The 19,877-nt window shown below is 73.9% G+C and carries 18 protein-coding genes; all 18 read right to left on the bottom strand.

Annotated elements, in window-relative coordinates; translation table 11 throughout:
• A complete protein-coding gene (locus tag ACN27B_RS21480) occupies nt 1–1,212 on the bottom strand; it encodes an argininosuccinate synthase (protein WP_098745313.1) in 1,212 nt (403 codons plus the stop codon).
• Entirely contained in the window at nt 1,209–1,724 is a 516-nt protein-coding gene (locus ACN27B_RS21475; protein WP_091577936.1) for an arginine repressor, read from the bottom strand. Before ACN27B_RS21475 ends, ACN27B_RS21480 begins: the two co-directional genes overlap by 4 nt.
• Entirely contained in the window at nt 1,721–2,647 is a 927-nt protein-coding gene (argF, locus tag ACN27B_RS21470; protein ID WP_098745315.1) for an ornithine carbamoyltransferase, read from the bottom strand. The genes ACN27B_RS21475 and argF overlap by 4 nt, the downstream gene beginning before the upstream one ends.
• Entirely contained in the window at nt 2,644–3,849 is a 1,206-nt protein-coding gene (locus ACN27B_RS21465) for an acetylornithine transaminase (RefSeq protein WP_098745316.1), read from the bottom strand. The genes argF and ACN27B_RS21465 overlap by 4 nt, the downstream gene beginning before the upstream one ends.
• Complete coding sequence (gene argB, locus ACN27B_RS21460; protein ID WP_099161509.1) at nt 3,846–4,733, bottom strand: acetylglutamate kinase; 888 nt, start codon at nt 4,731–4,733, stop codon at nt 3,846–3,848. Before argB ends, ACN27B_RS21465 begins: the two co-directional genes overlap by 4 nt.
• Nucleotides 4,730–5,902, bottom strand: coding sequence for a bifunctional glutamate N-acetyltransferase/amino-acid acetyltransferase ArgJ (gene argJ, locus ACN27B_RS21455; RefSeq protein WP_099161510.1), 1,173 nt, complete (start codon nt 5,900–5,902; stop codon nt 4,730–4,732). The genes argB and argJ overlap by 4 nt, the downstream gene beginning before the upstream one ends.
• The gene (gene argC, locus ACN27B_RS21450) at nt 5,899–6,900 is read right to left on the bottom strand and encodes an N-acetyl-gamma-glutamyl-phosphate reductase (RefSeq protein WP_099161511.1); all 1,002 of its coding nucleotides are present in this window, start codon (nt 6,898–6,900) and stop codon (nt 5,899–5,901) included. Before argC ends, argJ begins: the two co-directional genes overlap by 4 nt.
• Before the next feature lie 103 nt (nt 6,901–7,003).
• Nucleotides 7,004–10,366: a hypothetical protein gene (locus tag ACN27B_RS21445; protein WP_422741354.1), complete on the bottom strand. Its 3,363-nt coding sequence runs from the start codon at nt 10,364–10,366 to the stop codon at nt 7,004–7,006.
• A 4-nt stretch (nt 10,367–10,370) separates the two neighbouring features.
• On the bottom strand, nt 10,371–11,057 hold the full coding sequence (locus tag ACN27B_RS21440) for a hypothetical protein (protein WP_099161513.1): 687 nt from the start codon (nt 11,055–11,057) through the stop codon (nt 10,371–10,373).
• Between the two features lie 162 nt (nt 11,058–11,219).
• Nucleotides 11,220–13,769 carry a phenylalanine--tRNA ligase subunit beta gene (gene pheT, locus ACN27B_RS21435; protein WP_422741353.1) on the bottom strand — a complete coding sequence of 850 codons (2,550 nt, stop codon included), beginning with the start codon at nt 13,767–13,769 and terminating at the stop codon, nt 11,220–11,222.
• Nucleotides 13,770–13,795: 26 nt separating this feature from the next.
• Complete coding sequence (gene pheS / locus ACN27B_RS21430) at nt 13,796–14,857, bottom strand: phenylalanine--tRNA ligase subunit alpha (protein ID WP_281591764.1); 1,062 nt, start codon at nt 14,855–14,857, stop codon at nt 13,796–13,798.
• A gap of 171 nt (nt 14,858–15,028) precedes the next feature.
• Entirely contained in the window at nt 15,029–15,910 is an 882-nt protein-coding gene (locus tag ACN27B_RS21425; RefSeq protein WP_099161516.1) for a TrmH family RNA methyltransferase, read from the bottom strand.
• 59 nt (nt 15,911–15,969) lie between these two features.
• Nucleotides 15,970–16,362: a 50S ribosomal protein L20 gene (gene rplT, locus ACN27B_RS21420; RefSeq protein ID WP_091577965.1), complete on the bottom strand. Its 393-nt coding sequence runs from the start codon at nt 16,360–16,362 to the stop codon at nt 15,970–15,972.
• Nucleotides 16,363–16,394: 32 nt separating this feature from the next.
• The gene (rpmI, locus tag ACN27B_RS21415) at nt 16,395–16,589 is read right to left on the bottom strand and encodes a 50S ribosomal protein L35 (RefSeq protein ID WP_091309655.1); all 195 of its coding nucleotides are present in this window, start codon (nt 16,587–16,589) and stop codon (nt 16,395–16,397) included.
• An 18-nt stretch (nt 16,590–16,607) separates the two neighbouring features.
• Complete coding sequence (gene infC, locus ACN27B_RS21410) at nt 16,608–17,258, bottom strand: translation initiation factor IF-3 (protein ID WP_091577968.1); 651 nt, start codon at nt 17,256–17,258, stop codon at nt 16,608–16,610.
• Nucleotides 17,259–17,586: 328 nt separating this feature from the next.
• Nucleotides 17,587–18,060, bottom strand: coding sequence for a PH domain-containing protein (locus tag ACN27B_RS21405; protein WP_172967807.1), 474 nt, complete (start codon nt 18,058–18,060; stop codon nt 17,587–17,589).
• A complete protein-coding gene (locus ACN27B_RS21400; protein WP_099161517.1) occupies nt 18,057–19,019 on the bottom strand; it encodes a DMT family transporter in 963 nt (320 codons plus the stop codon). Before ACN27B_RS21400 ends, ACN27B_RS21405 begins: the two co-directional genes overlap by 4 nt.
• Nucleotides 19,016–19,861 carry an ATP phosphoribosyltransferase gene (gene hisG / locus ACN27B_RS21395; RefSeq protein ID WP_422741352.1) on the bottom strand — a complete coding sequence of 282 codons (846 nt, stop codon included), beginning with the start codon at nt 19,859–19,861 and terminating at the stop codon, nt 19,016–19,018. The genes ACN27B_RS21400 and hisG overlap by 4 nt, the downstream gene beginning before the upstream one ends.
• Between the last annotated feature and the right edge of the window lie 16 nt (nt 19,862–19,877).

Here is a 19,877-nt window from a genome sequence, read left to right as displayed (position 1 = left end):
TCACCAGCTCACCTCTCCCAACCGGGCGTCCCGCGCGGCGGCCAGGCCGCTGGGCAGGCCCCACAACCGCACGAAACCCTTCGCCAGCGACTGGTCGAACGTGTCGCCGGTGTCGTAGGTGGCCAGGCCGAAGTCGTAGAGGCTGGCCTCGGAGCGCCGACCGGTCACCACGGCCCGGCCGCCGTGCAGGGTCAGCCGAACCTCGCCGGTGACGTGCCGCTGGGCGTCGTCGACGAACGCGTCCAGCGCCCGGCGCAGCGGGGAGAACCAGAGACCGTCGTAGACCAGCTCGCCCCAGCGCTGGTCGACGCCGCGCTTGAACCGGGCCAGGTCCCGCTCGACCGTGACCGCCTCCAGCTCCTGGTGGGCGGTGATCAGGGCGACCGCGCCGGGCGCCTCGTACACCTCGCGGCTCTTGATGCCGACCAGCCGGTCTTCGACCATGTCGAGCCGGCCCACGCCGTGGGCGCCGGCGCGCCGGTTGAGGTCCAGGATCGCCTGGTACGGGGTGACCGTCTCGCCGTCGATCGCCACCGGGACGCCGCCGTCGAAGGTGATGACCACCTCGTCCGGGTCGCGCTCCAGGGCCGGGTCGGACGTGTACGCGTAGAGGTCCTCCACCGGCGCGGTCCAGATGTCCTCCAGGAAGCCGGTCTCCACGGCCCGGCCCCACAGGTTCTGGTCGATCGAGTACGGCGACCGCGCCGTGACGTCGATCGGCAGCCCCTTCTCCTCGGCGAAGGCGATCGCCTTGTCCCGGGTCCAGGCGAAGTCCCGGGCCGGCGCGACGATCCTCAGGTCGGGGGCGAGCGCGGCCAGGCCGACCTCGAACCGGACCTGGTCGTTGCCCTTGCCGGTGCACCCGTGCGACACGATCGTGCCGCCGTGCCGGCGCGCGGCGGCGACCAGGTGCCGGACGATCAACGGCCGGGACAGCGCGGAGACCAACGGGTAGCGGTCCATGTAGAGCGCGTTGGCCCGGATCGCCGGCACGCAGTACCCGGCGGCGAACTCGTCCCGCGCGTCGATCACCTCCGCCTCGACGGCGCCGCAGTCCAGGGCGCGCTGCCGGACGACGGTCATGTCCTCGCCGCCCTGGCCGAGGTCGACCGCGACCGCGATCACCTCGGCGCCGGTCTGCTCGGCCAGGTACGGGATGGCGACGGAGGTGTCGAGACCCCCGGAGTACGCCAGGACGACCCGCTCGGTCATGGTGTGCTGTTCCCTTCGACGTTCTCGTCCCGGCGGGCCCAGGCGGCGAGCCGGTCGCCCAGTGCCGCGCCGCCGTCGGGCTCGCGGGCCACGACGAGGATGGTGTCGTCGCCGGCGATGGTGCCGACGATCTCGGACAGGCCGGCCCGGTCCAACGCGCTGGCCAGGTAGTGGGCCGCGCCCGGCGGGGTGCGCAGCACGGCGATGTTCCCGCTGGCGTCGACCCCGTTGAGCAGTTCCCGCAGCAGGCGTACCAGCCGGGCCGGCGCGCCCTCGGCGTCGCGCAACGGACGGTGGCCGTCCTCCGGGATCAGGTAGACGCCCCGCCCGTCGCCGCCGCGCGCGGTCACCGCCCCCAGTTCCTTCAGGTCCCGGGAGAGCGTGGCCTGGGTGACCTGGATGCCGTCACCGGCGAGCAGGTCGGCCAGCTCGGTCTGCGAGTGGATGGGCGTGTCACGGATCAGCTCGACGATGCGGGCGTGCCGCGCGGCGCGGGTCAACGGGGCGGTCATGTGGATGCCTCCAGGAGAAAGGTCAGCAGCGCCTTCTGGGCGTGCAGGCGATTCTCCGCCTGGTCGAACACCGCGCTGCGCGGGCCGTCGAGCACCTCGTCGGTGATCTCCTCGCCGCGGTGGGCGGGCAGGCAGTGCAGCACGATCACGTCGGCCGCGGCGTGGGCGAGCAGGGCGTCGCCGACCTGGTAGGGCCGGAACGGGGTGATCCGGTCCAGCCCGTCGGCCTCCTGCCCCATGGACGTCCAGGTGTCGGTGGCGACCACGTGCGCGCCCCGGACCGCCTCGACCGGGTCGACGAGCACCCGGACCGAGCCGCCGGTGCCGGCGGCGATCTTCTCCGCCCGGGCCACGATCTCCGGGTCCGGCTGGAACCCCGCCGGGCCGGCGATCCGCACGTGCATACCGGCGGTCGCGCCGGCCAGCAGGTACGAGTGCGCCATGTTGTTCGCCGCGTCGCCGACGTACGTGAGGATCCGGCCGGCCGTGGCGCCGAACCGCTCGCGCACGGTGAGCAGGTCGGCCAGGAGCTGGCAGGGGTGGTAGGTGTCGGTGAGCGCGTTGACCACCGGCACCGTGGCGTGCGCCGCCACCTCGGCGATCCGGTCGTCGCCGTGGGTCCGCAGCACGATCGCCGCGACGTAGCGGGACAGCACCCGACCGGCGTCGGCCAGCGTCTCGCCCCGACCGAAGTGGGTGACCTGGGTGTCCACGACGAGCGGGTGGCCGCCCAGCTCGGCGATGCCGGCGTCGAACGAGATCCGGGTGCGCAGGCTCTGCTTGTCGAACAGCACCGCCACCGACCGGGGCCCGGCCAGCGGCTTGTGGGCGTACCGCTCGGCCTTCATCCGGGCGGCGAGGTCGAGCACGGCGGCCTGCTCGGCCGGCGTGAGGTCGTCGTCGCGCAGGAAGTGGCGGATCATGCGAGGGCCTCCGTGGCGGTGGGTCCGGTCGGCGCGGGAGCGGCCGCGTCGAGCGCGGCGGGTAGGGCGGCCAGGAACGCGTCGGCCTGCGCGGCCGTGAGGATCAGCGGCGGCGCGAGCCGGACCACGCCGGGCTGCACCGGGTTGACCAGGAAACCGGCGGCGCGCAGCGCGTCGGTCACCGTGCCGGCGACCGGGGCGGCCAGCTCGACGCCGAGCAGCAGGCCGGCGCCGCGCACCCCGCGCACCAGCGGGTGCCCGAGCGCCTCGACGCCGCGCCGCAGCCGCTCGCCGACCCGCTTGACGTGGTCGAGCAGCCCCTCGTTCGCGATCGTGGCGACCACCGCGAGCGCGGCGGCGCAGCTGACCGGGTTGCCGCCGAACGTGGTGCCGTGCGAGCCGGGGGTGAGCAGGTCGGCGGCCGGGCCGAAGGCCAGGCACGCGCCGAGCGGCAGGCCGCCGCCGAGCCCCTTGGCCAGCGTGACCACGTCCGGCTCGACGCCCTCGGCCTGGTGGGCGAACCAGTGCCCGGTACGCCCGACGCCGGTCTGCACCTCGTCGAGCACCAGCAGCGCGCCGCGTGCGGCGGTGATCCGCCGGGCCGCCGCGAGGTAGCCCGGCGGCGGGACGACCACGCCGTTCTCCCCCTGGATCGGCTCCAGGATCACCATCGCGGTGGCGTCGGTGACCGCCTCGGCCAGCGCGTCGACGTCGCCGTAGGGCACGTGGGTCACGTCGCCGGGCAGCGGGCGGAACGGGTCGGCCTTGGCCGGCTGACCGGTGAGCGCCAGCGCGCCCATGGTCCGGCCGTGGAAACCACCGTGGGCGGCCACCACGTGGCGTCGACCGGTGAGCCGGGAGAGTTTGAACGCCGCCTCGTTGGCCTCCGCGCCGGAGTTGGCGAAGAAGACCCGGCCCGGTCGGCCCGCGAGCGCCAGCAGCAGCTCGGCCAGCGCGACCGGCGGTTCGGCGACGAACAGGTTCGACACGTGCCCCAGCGTCGCGACCTGCCGGGTGACGGCGGCCACCACGGCCGGGTGCGCGTGGCCGAGCGCGTTGACGGCGATGCCGCCGACCAGGTCCACGTACTCCCGGCCGGCCTCGTCGACCACGACGGCGCCGGAGCCGGAGACGAGCGCCAGCGGCGGTGTGCCGTAGTTGTCCATCATGGTGGCGCGCCAGCGCCGCACCAGCGTGCTCATGAGCCGATCACCATCGTTCCGAACCCTTCCGAGGTGAAGACCTCCAGCAGCGTGGAGTGCGCGACCCGGCCGTCGACGACGTGCGCGGCGGGTACTCCCCCGCGCACCGCCCGCAGGCACGCCTCCATCTTCGGGACCATGCCCGACTCCAGCGACGGCAGCAGCGTCGCCAGCTCGTCGGCGGTGATCTCGCTGATCAGGCTGGACGTGTCGGGCCAGTCCGCGTACAGGCCGGGCACGTCGGTGAGGACGACCAACTTGCGCGCGTCCAGGGCGACCGCGAGCGCGGCGGCGGCGGTGTCCGCGTTGAGGTTGTGCAGCACCCCGTCGGCGTCCGGGGCGACGGTGGAGATGACCGGGATCCGGCCGGCCGCGATCAGGTCGGTGACCGCGGAGGCGTTCACCGACTCCACGTCGCCGACCTGCCCCACGTCGACCGGCTCCCCGTCCACGTACGCCGGCCGGCGCACCGCGGTGAACAGGCCCGCGTCCTCGCCGGAGAGCCCGACCGCGAACGGGCCGTGCGCGTTGACCAGGCCGACCAGCTCCCGGCCGACCTGCCCGACGAGGACCATCCGGACCACGTCCATGGCCTCGGGGGTGGTGACCCGCAGGCCGCCCCGGAACTCGCTGGCGATGCCGAGGCGGCCCAGCATGGCGGAGATCTGCGGGCCGCCGCCGTGCACGACGACCGGCTTGAGACCGGCGTAGCGGAGGAAGACCATGTCCGCGGCGAACGCCCGCTGGAGCGCGGGGTCCACCATGGCGTTGCCGCCGTACTTGACCACGACGGTCGCGCCGGCGAGGCGGGCCAGCCAGGGCAACGCCTCGATCAGCGTGGCGGCCTTGGCCTGGGCCCGGCTGAGGTCAGCGGTGAGGTTCATGTGGAATACGCCGAGTTCTCGTGCACGTACGCGTGGGACAGGTCGTTGGTCCAGACGGTGGCGGCGGCGCCACCGGCGTGCAGGTCGATCCGGATGGTCACGTCGCGGCCGGTGAGGTCCACCTTGGCGCGGTCCTCGGCGGCGGCCCCGGCCCGGCACACCCAGATCCCGTTGACCGCCACGTCGACGTCGTCCGGCTCGAACGCGGCGGCGGTGGTGCCGACGGCGGCGAGGATCCGACCCCAGTTCGGGTCGTTGCCGAACAGCGCGGTCTTCACCAGGTTGTTGCGGGCCACCGCGCGGCCCACCTCCACGGCCTCGTCCTCGTTCGCCGCGCCCACCACGTCGACGGCGACCTGCTTGGTCGCGCCCTCCGCGTCGGCGAGGAGCTGCTGAGCCAGGTCGTGGCAGGCGGCGGTGACCGCGGCGGTCAGCTCGGCCTCGGTCGGCTCGATGCCGGACGCGCCGCTGGCCAGCAGCAGCACGGTGTCGTTGGTGGACATGCAGCCGTCGGAGTCGACCCGGTCGAACGTGACCCGGGTGGCGGCCCGCAGCGCGGCGTCCAGCACGTCCGGGCCGGCCACCGCGTCGGTGGTGAGCACGCAGAGCATGGTGGCCATGGCCGGCGCCAGCATCCCGGCGCCCTTCGCCATTCCGCCGACGGTCCAGCCGCTGCCGCGCGCCACCGTCGTCTTGGGTCGGGTGTCAGTGGTCATGATCGCCTCGGCGGCCGGTCCGCCGCCGTCGCGGGACAGTCCGCGCACCGCGTCGCGTACGCCGGGCAGCAGCTTGTCCATCGGCAGCCGCTCGCCGATCAGGCCGGTCGAGCAGACCGCGACCTCGCCGGCGCCGACGATCAGCCGGGGGCTGCTGCCGGTGAGCGCGGCGGCGGTGTGCTCGGCGGTGGCGTGGGTGTCCTGGAAGCCGGCCGGGCCGGTGCAGGCGTTCGCGCCGCCGGAGTTGAGCACCACGGCCCGGACCACGCCGCCGTGAACGACGCGCTGGGTCCAGAGCACCGGGGCGGCCTTGACCCGGTTGGCGGTGAACACGCCGGCGACCCCGGCGTCCGGGCCGTCGTTGACGACCAGCGCGACGTCACCGGCGCCGGAGGTCTTGAGGCCGGCGGCGACACCGGCGGCACGGAAGCCGCGGGGGGTGGTGACACTCATGGGGTTACTCCGAAGACGGACAGACCGGTGGTCTCGGGGAGACCGACCATCAGGTTGGCGTTCTGCACGGCCTGGCCGGCCGCGCCCTTGCCCAGGTTGTCGATGGCGCTGACCACGATCACCCGCCCCGAGTCGACGTCCACGGTCGCCTGGAGGTGGCAGGAGTTCGAGCCGGCGGTGGCGGCGGTGTGCGGCCACGCCCCCTCGGGCAGCACGTGCACGAACGGCGCGTCGGCGTAGGCGGCGGCCAGCACCGCGCGCGGGTCGGCGTCGCCGGTCGGCAGCGCGGTGACGGTGGCCAGGATCCCGCGCGGCATGGGCGCGAGGACGGGTGTGAACGACAGGCCGGCCGCGCCGCTGGCCTGCTTGATCTCCGGCACGTGCTGGTGCGCGCCGACCTTGTAGGGCGACAGGTCGCCCATCACCTCGCTGCCGAGCAGGTGGGCCTTCGCGGCCCGGCCGGCGCCGGAGGTGCCGGAGGCGGCGACCACCACCACGTCGTCGGGGCGTACCGCGCCGGCGGCGATCAGCGGCGCCAGGGCGAGGGTGGTGGCGACGGCGTAGCAGCCGGTGCTGGCCACCCGCCGGGCCGCGGCGATCTCCGCCCGCTGGCCGGGCAGCTCGGGCAGGCCGTACGTCCACGCGCCGGCGTACGCGCCGGCGTAGTAGCGGGCCCAGGCGTCCGCGTCGCGCAACCGGTGGTCGGCGCCGAGGTCGACCACCGCGACGCTGTCGGGGAGGGCCGCCGCGAGCGCCGCCGACTGGCCGTGCGGCAGGGCCAGGAAGACCAGGTCCGCGTCGGCCAGGGCCGCCGGCTCGGTCGCCCCGAACACCAGGTCCAGGCCGACGAGCTGCGGGTGTACGGCGGCGACGGGCTGACCGGCCTGGCTGTGCGCGGTGGCGGTGACCAGGTCGAACTCGGGGTGACCGGCGAGCAGGCGCAACAGTTCGCCGCCGGCGTATCCACTCGCCCCGGCCACCGCAACTCGAATGCCCATACTGCCCTCCGCATGACTATGCATAGAGGTTAGCAGGGCCACCCCCTCACTGCAAGTTCATGCGGTCCACTGCATGGACGTGCGCTTCTCGGGCGGAGCCGGGTCAGAGCGGTATCGCCCGCTCGTCCTCCGCGCGCACCATGCGCTCCAGCGGACCCGTGCAGTGCTCGGCCGCCGAGCGGAACTCGCCGTTCATCGCCAGCAACCGGTGCCCGATCTCGATCCACCGCAGGATCCGGCGCGCCGTGCTCTGTTGCTCGTCCTCGGTGAAGAACACACCGCGCTGCAGCCAGCTCGTCCCGTCCCGGACGATCGTGACGATGGTGTGCGGTGACCGGTCGCCCTCCTGCTTCGCGATGCGCTCCAGCTCCCGGAACGCGTCCACCGCCACCTCGTGCAGGCCGTTGTCGGTCGGGCGGGCGCTGGCCCGCCGCAGACACACCATCGCCCAGGTGGTGACCACCTTGAAATGGTCCTGGCCGCCATCGCAACCCCGGGACGTCTCCAGGTAGGTGGCGGCCAGGTCCAGGTTCCGCCGCTCCAGCTCGTACGACCCGCACTGGAGCCAGTAGTGGAAGTCGTCCTTGAGGTAGTCGTGCAGCTGCTGATAGACCTCGCGCACCGAGTCGATCGGCAGGCCCGACTTCATCATCACCCGGTGGTTGATCAGCGCCACCATGGCGCGGCGGGTCGGGTCGTTGCGGTCGGTGATGCCGGCGCCGCGCTGGACGTAGAACAGCAGCAGCCGAGTGAAGATCTCCAGGAAGTAGTCCTTGTCCTCCCGGATCGACTTCTCCATCGCCTCCGCCACCACCCGGTGCCGGCTGCGGATGTGCCCCGACTCCCGCCGCACCAGCATCCGGCGACCCGACACCAGGCGCTCGATCGCCTGGTTGACGGCCGGGTCCGGGGGGCCGTCCGAGGCGATCTGCAGCAGGGCGTTCTGCGGCAGGGTCAACGACCGGTCCTCGTACTGCAGCGCCTCGAAGAGGCAGACCGTGGCGTAGATGTCCCGTTCCCGCGGATCGAGCTGGGCGAACTCGCTGTTGACCCGCTCCTCGAACCGGTATCCGGTGATCACCTCGACCATCGCGGCCATCAGGTCGCGGTCGGAGACCTGCCGCAGCCGGTCCACCCGCGTGTCGTGCAGCTTGTACTGCTTGAGCTTGCCGAGCTGCCGATACGCCTCCAACCTCTCCACCAGGCTGTTCAGGTCGTCGTCGGTCAGCCGCAGCGGTGGCACCCGGGTCAGGCCCGCCACCTCGTCGAGCAGATGACCCCGGGTGCTGCGGATGGTCGCCGCGACCAGGATCGTGCCGCGCTGGCCGAGCCGGGTCATCAGGCGGGCCGCCTCCGCGCCGAAGATGTCGACGTCGTCGATCAGGACCGCGTCCAGTCCGAGTTCCACGCACTCGCTGATGACGTCCTGGCTCGACTTGGTCGTCGCCCGGTCCACCCACCCGACCGCCAGGCCCCGGACGTGCAGGGCGACCGCGAACTGCATCAGCGTGGTGGACTTGCCGGTGCCGGACCGGTCGTTGAGCACGAGCACCGGCTGTTGCGGCCCGGCCGAACCGGCGCGTTCCAGCATCGCCGACAGGGTGGACAACTGCGCCGGGATGTTCTGCGCGACGTCACCCCACGTCGGGTCGGTCCCCCTCAGGTACAGCGGGTCGCCGGGCGGCGCCGCCTCCAGCAGGGTGGAGACGAGCTGAACCCCGGCATTGCGGTCGAGCACGGACCGCATCCGGGCGCGCAGCTGCGCGCCCCGACGCATCGGCTCCCGGGTGGCACCGAGCCGCTCGCGGGCCAACTCGGCGACGGTGAGTGGAACCTGGACGGTGCCCGCCCCGGCCAACTTCCACGAGGCGGTCGCGTCGTCGCCCGGCGCCACCACGAAACGCCGGGGCGCACCCGACGCCCCGGCGTCGCCGGTCAGCGTGTCCAGGTAGAGCGACAGGTGCCGACTGTCGACGGTGCTCGCTCCGAACACCACCGGGTGGGTGATCAGATCCGCCTTCAACTGCCGGAACCACTGGCCGCGGGCGCCACGCCCCCGGTCGTCGATGTCGAACGTCACCGGCCCGGCGGCGCTGCCCGGCGCGATGCCGTGCATCGCCACGACCTCCAGCTGCGGGCGGCCCCGGCCGGGCGGGTCCCGGTGCGCGTCCACCACGACCACATTGCTGCCGACCTCCATCCGCGCGGCGATGTCGTGGAAGACGTTCGTGCCGGTGCAGTCGTACACCCGGTACCACGGGGCCAGCAGCAGTCGCAGGGCGGTGTCGTTGATGGTGGTGCCGTCCGCCACCAGCATCCCCCCGATGGTGCGCCGCACCAGCGACGGGTCCGCCTGCCGCAGCCGCTGCATCAGCGCCGCCAGGGTCACCCGGCCGTCCGCGATCGGTTGGGCGAGCTGGTCCGCCAGCGCGTCGAACAGCTCGTCCGGGCTGGCGAGCGGGCTGGACCACTCGCCGCGCGACTCCGCCTCGATGCCGGAGGTGAGGACCAGGACGGCCTGCCCGGTCGCCATGATCTGGTCGATCTCCGCGAGCAGATCGCCCGGGTCCGCGCGTGCCGGCTCCGGCTCCACCACCGGCTCCGCCGCCGGCGGCACCGGTGCGGGCCGGACGGCGTCGAGCAGGGTGCCCCCGTCCAGGTCGACCAGGCGTACGCCACCGTCGACCCGCCGGGCGACCACGACCTGCGGCCCGGCGTCGGGGATCAGCCAGCCGGATCCGCTCCCGCCCTCGGAGCCGGCGACCGGGAGCACCGGGATCGCGGCATCCCCCGGCAGCTCGGCGCCGGTCGGCGCGACGACCGCCACCGCGTCCACCGGCCGGGCCCAGCCCGTGGTCAGGGCGCTCACCTGACGGGAGTGCAGGGTGGCGAGTTCGGGCGAGGCGTCCGCGGTGAGCATCCGGAAGGCGGTGTTGACGGTCGCCACGCCGAGGCGAACGTTTCCGGTGTCGAGCACCAGGCCGCCCTCGCCGGGCAGCAGCCCGGGCTGCCAGCCGCCCTCGGGCACGTAGCCGGCGTACCAGTCCAGGCAGGGCCGGAAGCCGGCCCGGATCGCCTCCCGTACGTCCGGCGTCTCGTCGCGCCAGAAGTCGTCCCGCACCATGTGCCACCAGTCGGTCAGCGACCGGACGGTCGGCAGGGCCGGGGAGAGCGGTGCGCGGTCCGCGAGGCCGGGCACGGCCAGGACGGCGGGGAGTTCCGTCGGCACCGGAGCCTCACAGCATTCGGCGAGGATCCGGTCCACGACCGCCGACACCGCGGCGAACTCGTCCGCCGAAGCCGACGACGTGAGGTCGCCGACGAGCACCAGCGCGTCCACCGCGCCGCCCTCGTCGTGCAGGCGGGCGACCGCAGCCGCGCAGCGATTCCCCAGGGCTTCCGCGTCGGAGGCGATCGAGGGCGAACCTCGCACGATCAGGAACGTGGGATCGTTGTGCAGTGCCATCGGCTCAGCCCTCCCTGGTCAGCGCGGCCGACACCGCGCTCCTCGGAACTCGGACGGTGACGTCACGACGATCGCCGCAACGGGCGAGCCTGACGGAGACGAACTGCCCCGACATCGAGCGCACGTCGACCTTCCCCTCGACCTTCGGGCCGACAGCGGGGCCGCACAGGGCACGAAGGGTGGCCTGGCCGTCCGGCCCGAGAATGAGCACCCCGGGTCGGGTCTTGTCGGGATGTTCGACGAACAGGGCGGCGCAGAAGGTCGCCACGGTCGCCGCGAGGGCGACGACGGACACCAGGTTCGCCCACGTCTGCCGGCGGTCGACCTGCCGCGCCTCCCGGTCTCCCCGCCGGAGGACCTCCTCGATCAGCGAGCGGGCGTCGGGCGCCTCGCGCGCGGCGGTCGGCGGTGGCGGCACGACCGTCGCGATGGCGCGGACGTACAGGACCGCGGCGAACAGCCACAACGCGACGGCGACGCACCCGGCCACCCGGGTCACCGGCGCCGCCGACGCCAGCGCCGTGAGGGTGAACGTCGCCACCAGGGCACCGGCGAAGACGGTGACGACCGACTGTGCGGCCTGGGCCCGGGTCCGGGCGCTCGACGCCGCGCGCACGCGGTCCGGGTAGTACGCCTGCACCACGGCCTCCTGGACGGAGGTCAGGAGCGGGGTGGAAGGCGAATCCGGCATGAGCGTCCTTCATCTGACGAATGTCGAAGGACTGTAGGCGCCGGCCGTGCGCGAGCGGGTCCGTCTGTACGAATCCCGACAGCACGAGGACAGCGGCACACGAGCGTTAAGAAGGGCCCCCGCCTCTACCGAAAGCGTTAAGCGGGGGCCCTTCCTTACACCTCAGGCGCCGCGGAGGATGGCGCCGAAGCGCTGCGCGGCGAGCGCCACCGCGGCGTCGCGGGCGGCCACCGCCTCCTCACCGGCCAGCGTGCGGTCCGGGGCCCGGAACGTCAGCTTGTAGGCCAGCGACTTCCGCCCCGCGCCGAGCTGCGCGGAGGCGTAGACGTCGAAGAGCCGGACGTCCTCCAGCAGCGGGCCGGCGCCCTCGGCCAGGGCCCGCCGCACCTCCGCCGCCGGCACCGCCTCGTCCACCACCAGCGCCACGTCGATCAGCGCCGGCGGGAACGTGGAGATGGTCGGCCCGGTCGCCAGCGGCGCGGCGGGCAGCGCGTCCAGGTCCAGCTCCATGGCGCTGGTGCGGCGGGGCAGCTCCAGCGCGGCCACCACGGCCGGGTGCAGCTCGCCGGCGTGCCCGACGACGACGTCGTCCACCAGCAGCTCGGCGCAGCGCCCCGGGTGCCAGGGCGCCCGCTCGCCGGCCCGCACGGTCACCCGGTCGGCCGGGATGCCGGCGGCGTCCAGCACCGCCCGGCCGGCCTCGACGGCGTCCGCCCAGCCGGCCGCCCGGCCCGCGCCCCACCAGCCGGCCGGCTCGATCTCGCCGCAGAGCGCCACGGCGACGTGCCGCGGCTGCGCCGGGACCACCGCGTCGGCGGCGGCGAACTCCTCGTCGGTGGGCCGCCGGTCCACGCCCATGGCGGGCGGGGCGCCGACGCCCGGACGCGGGTGGAAGACCGCGCCGATCTCGTAGATCGCCACGTCCCGCTGGCCCCGACCCACGTTGCGCTTGACGACGCCCAGCAGCGGGCCGAGCAGCGTGGTGCGCAGCAGCGGCTCCTCCTCGGACAGCGGGTTGGCCAGCCGCACCGCGGGTCGGCGCGGGTCGTCGGCCGGCAGGCCGAGCTGGTCGGCCAGCTCGGGCGCCACGAACGGCTGGGACAGCACCTCGACCAGGCCGCGCTCCGCCAGGGAACGGGCGACGGCCCGGCGACGCTGCTGCTGCGGGGTCAGGCCCCGGCCGGCCGGCGCGGTGGGCAGCACCGACGGCACCCGGTCGTACCCGTCGAGGCGGACCACCTCCTCCACCAGGTCGGCCGGGTCGGTCAGGTCGGGCCGCCAGCTCGGCGGCGTCACGGTGAGCACCTCACCCGCGCCGGACGCGGCCACCCCGGCGGCGCCCGGGTCCTCGCCGAGCCGGTCGGCGCCGCGCGTGACCGCGCACCCGACCTGCTCCAGCAGCTCCACCACCCGGTCCGGCGCATACGTCACGCCGACCCGGCGCGACGGCAGGTCCACCGGCAACGCGACCGGCGTCCGCGGACGGACGTGGTCGAGGTCGAGCACCTCGGCGCCGGCGGCACCGCCGGCCAGGTCGGTGAGCAGCCGGACCGCCTTCTCCAGCGCGACCAGCGGCAGCGTCGGGTCGACGCCCCGCTCCCAGCGCTTGGCGGCCTCGCTGAACAGCTTGTGTCGCCGGGCGGTGCGCCCGACCATCGCCGGGTCCCAGTGCGCCGCCTCGAAGAGCACGTTCGTGGTGGAGGCGAGCACCTCGCTGGTCTCGCCACCCATCACCGCGGCCAGCGAGATCGGACCGGTGTCGTCGCAGATCACCATGTCCTCCGGTACGAGGGCACGGCTCACCCCGTCCAGGGTGGTCAGCTTCTCCCCCGGCTCGGCGCGACGCACCACCAGCGGCCCGACGATCCGGTCGGCGTCGAAGGCGTGCATCGGCTGGCCGAGTTCGAGCATCAGGTAGTTGGTGATGTCGACGGGCAGCGAGATGCTGCGCACGCCGGCGACGGTGAGCCGCTGCCGCATCCAGCCGGGCGTCTCGACGGTCGGGTCGACACCGCGCACCATCCGGGCGGCGAACCGGTGGCAGCCGACCGGGTCGCGGACCTCCACCGGGTACGCCGGCTCGGCGGTGCCGCCCGACGCGGGCGCGTCGGCGGGGTCACGGAACGGCACGCCGAGCGCGTGCGACAGCTCCCGGGCGATGCCGCGGACGCTGAGCGCGTACCCGCGGTCCGGGGTGATCTCCATCTCGACCACCACGTCGTCCAGGCCGACGATCGGCCGCGCGTCGTCGCCGGGCTGGGCTTTCACGTCCTCGGGCAGCACGATGATGCCCGAGTGGTCGTCGCCGAGCCCCAACTCCTGCGCCGAGCAGATCATGCCGTGGGAGTTGCGCCCGTACGTCTTGCGCGCGCCGATGGCGAAGTTGCCGGGCAGCACCCCGCCCGGCAGGATCACCACGACCCGGTCGCCCTGGGCGAAGTTGCGCGCCCCGCAGACGATCTCCTGCGGCTCGCCGGTGCCGTTCGCGGCGCCCACGTCCACCCGGCAGAAGCGGATCGGCTTCTTGAAGCCGGTCAGCTCCTCGATCTCCAGGACCTCGCCCACGACCAGCGGACCGGTGACGGTCTCCCGCAGGTCCACGATCGACTCGACCTCGATGCCGAGGTCGACCAGCGCCTGCTCCAGGTCGCCGGTGGGCAGGTCGGTCGGGAGGTCCACGTACTCCCGCAACCAACTGACAGAAACTCGCATGACTCTTCTTCCACCGTTCCCGTAGCTCAGGCGCCGAACGCGCGGGTGAACCGCACGTCGCCCTCGGCCATGTCCCGCATGTCGCTGACCCCGTGCCGGACCATCACGGTCCGGTCGATGCCCATGCCGAACGCGAATCCGGAGTAGACCTCCGGGTCGATCCCGCAGGCGCGCAGCACACGCGGGTTGACCATGCCGCAGCCACCCCACTCGACCCACTGCGGCCCGTCCCGGTGCTCCGGGAACCAGACGTCGAACTCCGCCGACGGCTCGGTGAACGGGAAGTAGTGCGGCCGCCAGCGGGTCTTCGCGCCCTCGCCGAACATGGCCCGGGCGAAGTGGTCGAGCGTGCCGCGCAGGTGCGCCATGGTGATGCCCTTGTCCACCACCAGGCCCTCGACCTGGTGGAAGACCGGCGCGTGGGTGGCGTCCAACTCGTCGGTGCGGTAGACGCGGCCCGGCACCACCACGTAGATCGGGGGCTTGCGGCTGAGCATGGTGCGCGCCTGCACGGGCGACGTGTGGGTGCGGAGAACGAGGCCGGAACCCTCGGGTGCGATGTGGAACGTGTCCATGAGGCCGCGGGCGGGGTGGTCGGCCGGGATGTTCAGCGCGTCGAAGTTGGTCCACTCCAGCTCGACCTCGGGACCTTCGGCCACCTCGTAGCCCATGCCGATGAACAGGTCGCTGATCTGCTCCATCAGCACCGTCAGCGGGTGGCGGGCGCCGCGCGGCCGGCGGTCGTACGGCAGGGTCACGTCGACCCGCTCCTCGACCAGCACCCGCTCGGCCCGCTCCCGGTCCAGGATCTCCTGCCGGGCGGCGTACGCGGACTCGATGGCACGCCGGGCCTCGTTGACCCGCTTGCCGGCGTCGGACTTCGCGGCCGGCGGCAGCGCGCCGATCTCCCGGCGCGCGAGCGACACCGGGGACCGGTCCCCCAGGTGCGCGGGACGCAGCGCGGTCAACGCGTCCGGGTCGGCGGCGGCGGCGAACGCCTTCTCGGCGTCGGCCACGGCCCCGGCCAGGGCGTCCGGGTCGAGCAGGGCGACCTGCTTCGGGTCGTACGGATCGTTGCGGTAGCTCATGGTGAACGGGCACTCCCTCACGGCGGCGCCGGCCCTTCTCAGGCGGCCAGACGAGTCTACGGACGCGCGGCTTCGCCGCAGCCCGCCGGTGGGAGTCGTGCAGGGAGGAAGGTCAGGCCTGCCGCCCGCCGACACCGGCGGGCTGGCTAAACGAACGCCGTGGCGCGTTCATCACGTGGCGGACTCCCCTGCTCCGTCCTGCGTGACCGTGGGTCGACGCAGTGCTCTCGCCGAAGAATACAGGCAGACGGCCGCCGCCGCAGCCAGATTGAGACTCTCCGCGCGCCCGTGCAGCGGCACCCGCACCCGGGCGTCGGCGGCCGTGGTCAGCTCCTCCGGCAGGCCGTGCGCCTCGGAGCCGAACAGCCAGGCGGTGGGGGCGGCGAGCCGGCCGGCGTCGGCGAGGTCGTCGAGGTCGCTGTCGCCGTAGCCGGTGGTGGCGAGGATCGACAGGCCGGCGGCCCGCAGCGCCTCGACGGCCGCGAGCGGGTCGGCGGCGCGCACCACGTCGACGTGGAAGAGGCTGCCGGCGGAGGCCCGCACGCACTTGCCGTTGTAGGGGTCGACCGCCTCGCCGGCGAAGACCACCGCGCCAGCGCCGGCCGCGTCCGCGGTGCGCAGCACCGTTCCGGCGTTGCCCGGGTCGCGGATCCCGGCGAGCACCGCCACCAGGCGCGGCCCGCGCGCCAGGGCCTCGTCCATCGGGACGTCGAGGTGCCGGCAGACCGCCACCAGGCCCTGCGGGGCCACGGTCTCGGCGAGCGCCGCCAGGGCGTCGTCGGTGACCTCGGAGACCGGCACGTCGGCGCGGGCCGCGGCGGCGGCGAGGTCGGCGTACCGGTCGAGCGCCGCCGGGGTGCCGAACAGCTCGACCACGGCGCCGCCGAGGGCGAGCGCCTCGCGCACCGCCTGCGGCCCTTCGGCCAGGAACCGGCCGGTCTGCTCGCGGTCGCGCCGGCGCTGCAGCCGGCGGGCCGCGACGACCCTCGGGGTACGCGGGGTGAACGGACCGGGAACGGCGTCGAGGCGCCTCCCCTGCGACGGTGACTGCATGGGAGACGCCTCGATCTGCCGTACGGGTGGGTCAGCGGCCTGGGCCGCGTACAGGTGGGTCAGGCGGCCTGGGCCGCGGCGCCACCGGTGCCCTCGGCCGCCACGGCGGCGCGGGCCAGCTCGACGATCGCCGCGAACGCGGCGGCGTCGTTGACGGCCATGTCGGCCAGGATCTTGCGGTCGACCTCGATGCCGGCCAGGCGCATGCCCTGGATCAGCCGGTTGTAGGTCAGGCCGTTGGCCCGGGCTCCGGCGTTGATCCGCTGGATCCAGAGCTGCCGGAAGTCGCCCTTGCGGTCGCGACGGTCCCGGTAGGAGTACTGCATCGAGTGCAGCACCTGCTCCTTGGCCTTGCGGTAGAGCCGGGAGCGCTGACCGCGGTAACCGCTCGCGGTCTCCAGCAGGGTACGACGCTTCTTCTGGGCGTTCACAGCCCGCTTGACGCGTGCCATCTCAACTCCTTCTTCGGTTCAGGTGGCGCGCGTCAGCGGCCGAGCAGCTTCTTGATGCGCTTGGTGTCGGCCTTGGCCAGCTCGACCGTGCCGGTCAGCCGACGGGTCTGGGTGCTGGCCTTCTTCTCCAGGTTGTGGCGGAGGCCGGCCTGCTGGGCGACGATCTTGCCCTTGCCGGTCACCTTGACCCGCTTGCCCATACCCGTGTGGCTCTTCATCTTCGGCATGTGGAACGTCTCTCCCTGTTACTGGCCGCTGGTGTCAGCGGTCGGGCCGGTCTCACCGGCTGCTGCGGTCTCGCCGGCCGCCGGGGCCTCGCCACCTGCCGGGGCTCCGGACTCCTCCGCGGCGCGGTCCCGGGGCCCACCGCGCGACGCCGTGGCGGCGACCGCGGAGGCCTTGACGGCCCGGTGCGGAGCGAGAACCATGATCATGTTTCGGCCGTCCTGCTTCGGCGCGGCCTCGACGTATCCCAGGTCCGTGATCTCGGACTCGAGCCGGCGCAGGAGCCGGTAACCCAGCTCCGGGCGGCTCTGCTCGCGACCGCGGAACATGATCGTCACCTTGACCTTGTCGCCCGCCTTGAGGAACCGCACCACGTGACCCTTCTTGGTCTCGTAGTCGTGCGGGTCGATCTTCGGCCGGAGCTTCATCTCCTTGATGACGGTCTGCTGCTGGTTACGCCGCGCTTCGCGCGCCTTGAGTGCGCTCTCGTACTTGAACTTGCCGAAGTCCATGAGCTTGCACACCGGCGGGCGCGCCATCGGCGCAACCTCGACCAGGTCCAGGTCGACGTCCGCGGCCAGCTGCAGGGCGCGCTCCAGCGGGACGATGCCCACCTGCTCACCCTCGGGGCCGACCAGTCGGACCTCACGTGCCCGGATCTGCTCGTTCACGCGTGGTTCGACGCTGATGGGGCCTCCTCGAGTCGAAGTCTCGTGTGGTGCCGACTCCGTGGGCTCCCGGGCGGGAGCCGACTCGGAAAGCAGAAGGCCCCGGCGTATGCCAGGGCCCACTCGACCGGTCGGCACGATCACAGGATCGCGCATCCGGGATCGGGACGTGCCCGAAACCCGGGGACCGGACCCGGACACCTGGACGGCGACTCGGGTGGGAGCGGGCGCTCCGCTTCATGACCACCCGCGCGTCAGGGACGGGGGCAGTCTGGTCGACTCCGCAAGACTACACCCTCGGCCCAGGCCGACCCAAACCGGGCCCCGCAGGTCAGCGGGGTGCCGGCTGGCCGGCGGCGAGGGCGGCCAGGTGTGCCTGGTGCAGGCGGCGCAGCGCCCGGACCGCCTCGACCGCGCTCTCCTTGTCGGCGGCCTGCAACGCGACCATCGGGAGCAGGTCGTCGTCGTGCAGCTCCAGGCTGGCCCACGGGGCGCCGCGGTCGAACCGGACCCCGCGCACGACCTCCCAGGGCAGCTCGTAGGAGCTGATCACGTTGCGGACCCGCACGCCGCGGGCGTCGGCGGTCACCCGGGGGCGGGTGAACAGCAGGAAGCCGAGCGCGCCGAAGACCCCGAGACCGACCATGGCGAACTGGTCGCCGCGCTGGAACGTGCCGTAGCCCTCACCGGTGGAACCGGACAACGAGGTCGCGACGAGGCTGAACACCACCAGCAGCGCGACGGCCGACGCCCAGCAGACCACCCGGACGCGGCGGGGCCGCACGGTCACCACGGAATCGCTCACCCGACCAGTCTGCCATCCGGCTCGCGCTCACGTTCGGCCGCCACACGGACCGCGCCGCGCCGACGTACCCCGGCCACCAGCACGGCCACCAGCGTGAGCACCGCGCCGGCCAGCACCGGCAGCCGGACGCCGGGCCCGCCGGGCAACGCCAGGTCGAGCAGGAGCGCCCCGCCGAGCTGCCCGGCCACCAGCGCCAGGCCGGTGCGCAGCACCCCGGCCGCGCGGACGCCGACCAGCAGCGCCAGCACGATGCCGACGCCGAACAGGCCGCCGACGTAGAGCCACCACTGCGTCGGCCAGCGCGGATGCTCGGCGAACGCGCCGGCCAGCACCGCCACCGCGCCGATCACCGTGGTGCTGACCAGGAAGTTCACCGCGAGGCCGGCGGCCGGGCCGACCACGGCCGCGACCCGGCCGTTGAGCGCCGACTGCAACGCGACCGCGAGCCCGCCGACCACGGAGAGCAGCACCAGGCCCACCGCGAGGTCACCGACCGGCCGGCCGAGCTGGGCGAGGGCCACCGCGCCGACGCCGAGCGCCGCCCCGGCCACCCGCGGCACGGTGAGCGGCAGCCGCCCGCCGGCGGCCAGCCCGGCCCGATCGACGGCCAGCCCGCCGAGGCTGCCGCCGGCGACCTGGGCGATCGTGAACACCGCCACCCCGAGCGCCGGGACCACCACCGGGGCGGTCAGCACGATCACCGCGCCGCCGAGCCCACCCAGGTACGCCCACCAGGGCAGCCCGGCGCGGCGCAGCCCGGCCAGCCCGGTCCGCATCGACGGCACGACGGCCAGCCCGACCAGCACGAGCAGGCAGCCGCCCAGGTTGTTGACGACCGCGCCGAGCACCGGATCACCGGTCCGCTCCCCCAGCTCCGCGTTGACCACGCCCTGGGCGGCCGAGGCCACGCCACCCAGGACGACGACGGCCAGCGCGGCCGGCAGCGGCAGCGGCCTCACAGCCGGCAGGCGTGGATGTTGGTGACCAGGATCGCCCGGGCGCCCAACTCGTACAGCTCGTCCATGATCCGGTGCACGTCGTCGCGGAGCACCATCGCCTGCACCGCGACCCAGCCCTCCCGGTGCAGCGGCGAGACCGTGGGCGACTCGATGCCCGGCGTGAGCGCACTGGCCCGGTCGAGCAGGCCGGCCGGCACGTCGTAGGCGAGCATCACGTAGCGGCGGGCGACCAGCACGCCGTGCAGTCGACGCTGGAGCTGCTCCTGCTGGGCGCCGCCGGGCGCGCCGGCCCGGCGGACCAGCACCGCCGAGGAGCGCAGCAACGGCTCCCCGAAGACCACCAGGCCGGCCTGGCGCAGCGTGGCGCCGGTCTCCACCACGTCGGCGACCACGTCGGCCACGCCGAGCCGGATGGCGTTCTCCACCGCGCCGTCGAGCCGGATCACCTCGGCCTTGACGCCCAGCTCGCCCAGGTGTCGCTCGACCAGGCCCGGGTACGCGGTGGCGATCCGGTGCCCGCCGAGCTGCTGGACGGAGGCGACGTCTTCGGGGCGGGCGGCGAACCGGAAGGTGGCCCGACCGAAGTTGAGGTCGACCACCTCCTCGGCCGGCGCGCCGGAGTCGATCAGCAGGTCGCGCCCGGTGATGCCGACGTCCAGGTCACCGGAGCCGACGTAGGTGGCGATGTCCTTGGGACGCAGGTAGAAGAACTGGATGTCGTTGGGCTCGTCCCGGCAGACCAGGTCCTTCGGGTCGGTGCGCTGGCGGTAGCCCGCCTCGCGCAGCATCCCGGCGGCCGACTCGGCCAGGGCGCCCTTGTTGGGTACGGCGACACGCAGCATGGGAGTGCTCCTTCGT

It is taken from the genome of Micromonospora sp. WMMD754 (assembly GCF_049315235.1).
GTDB lineage: Bacteria > Actinomycetota > Actinomycetes > Mycobacteriales > Micromonosporaceae > Micromonospora > Micromonospora sediminicola.
This window is presented reverse-complemented; position numbering and strand designations above follow the sequence as displayed.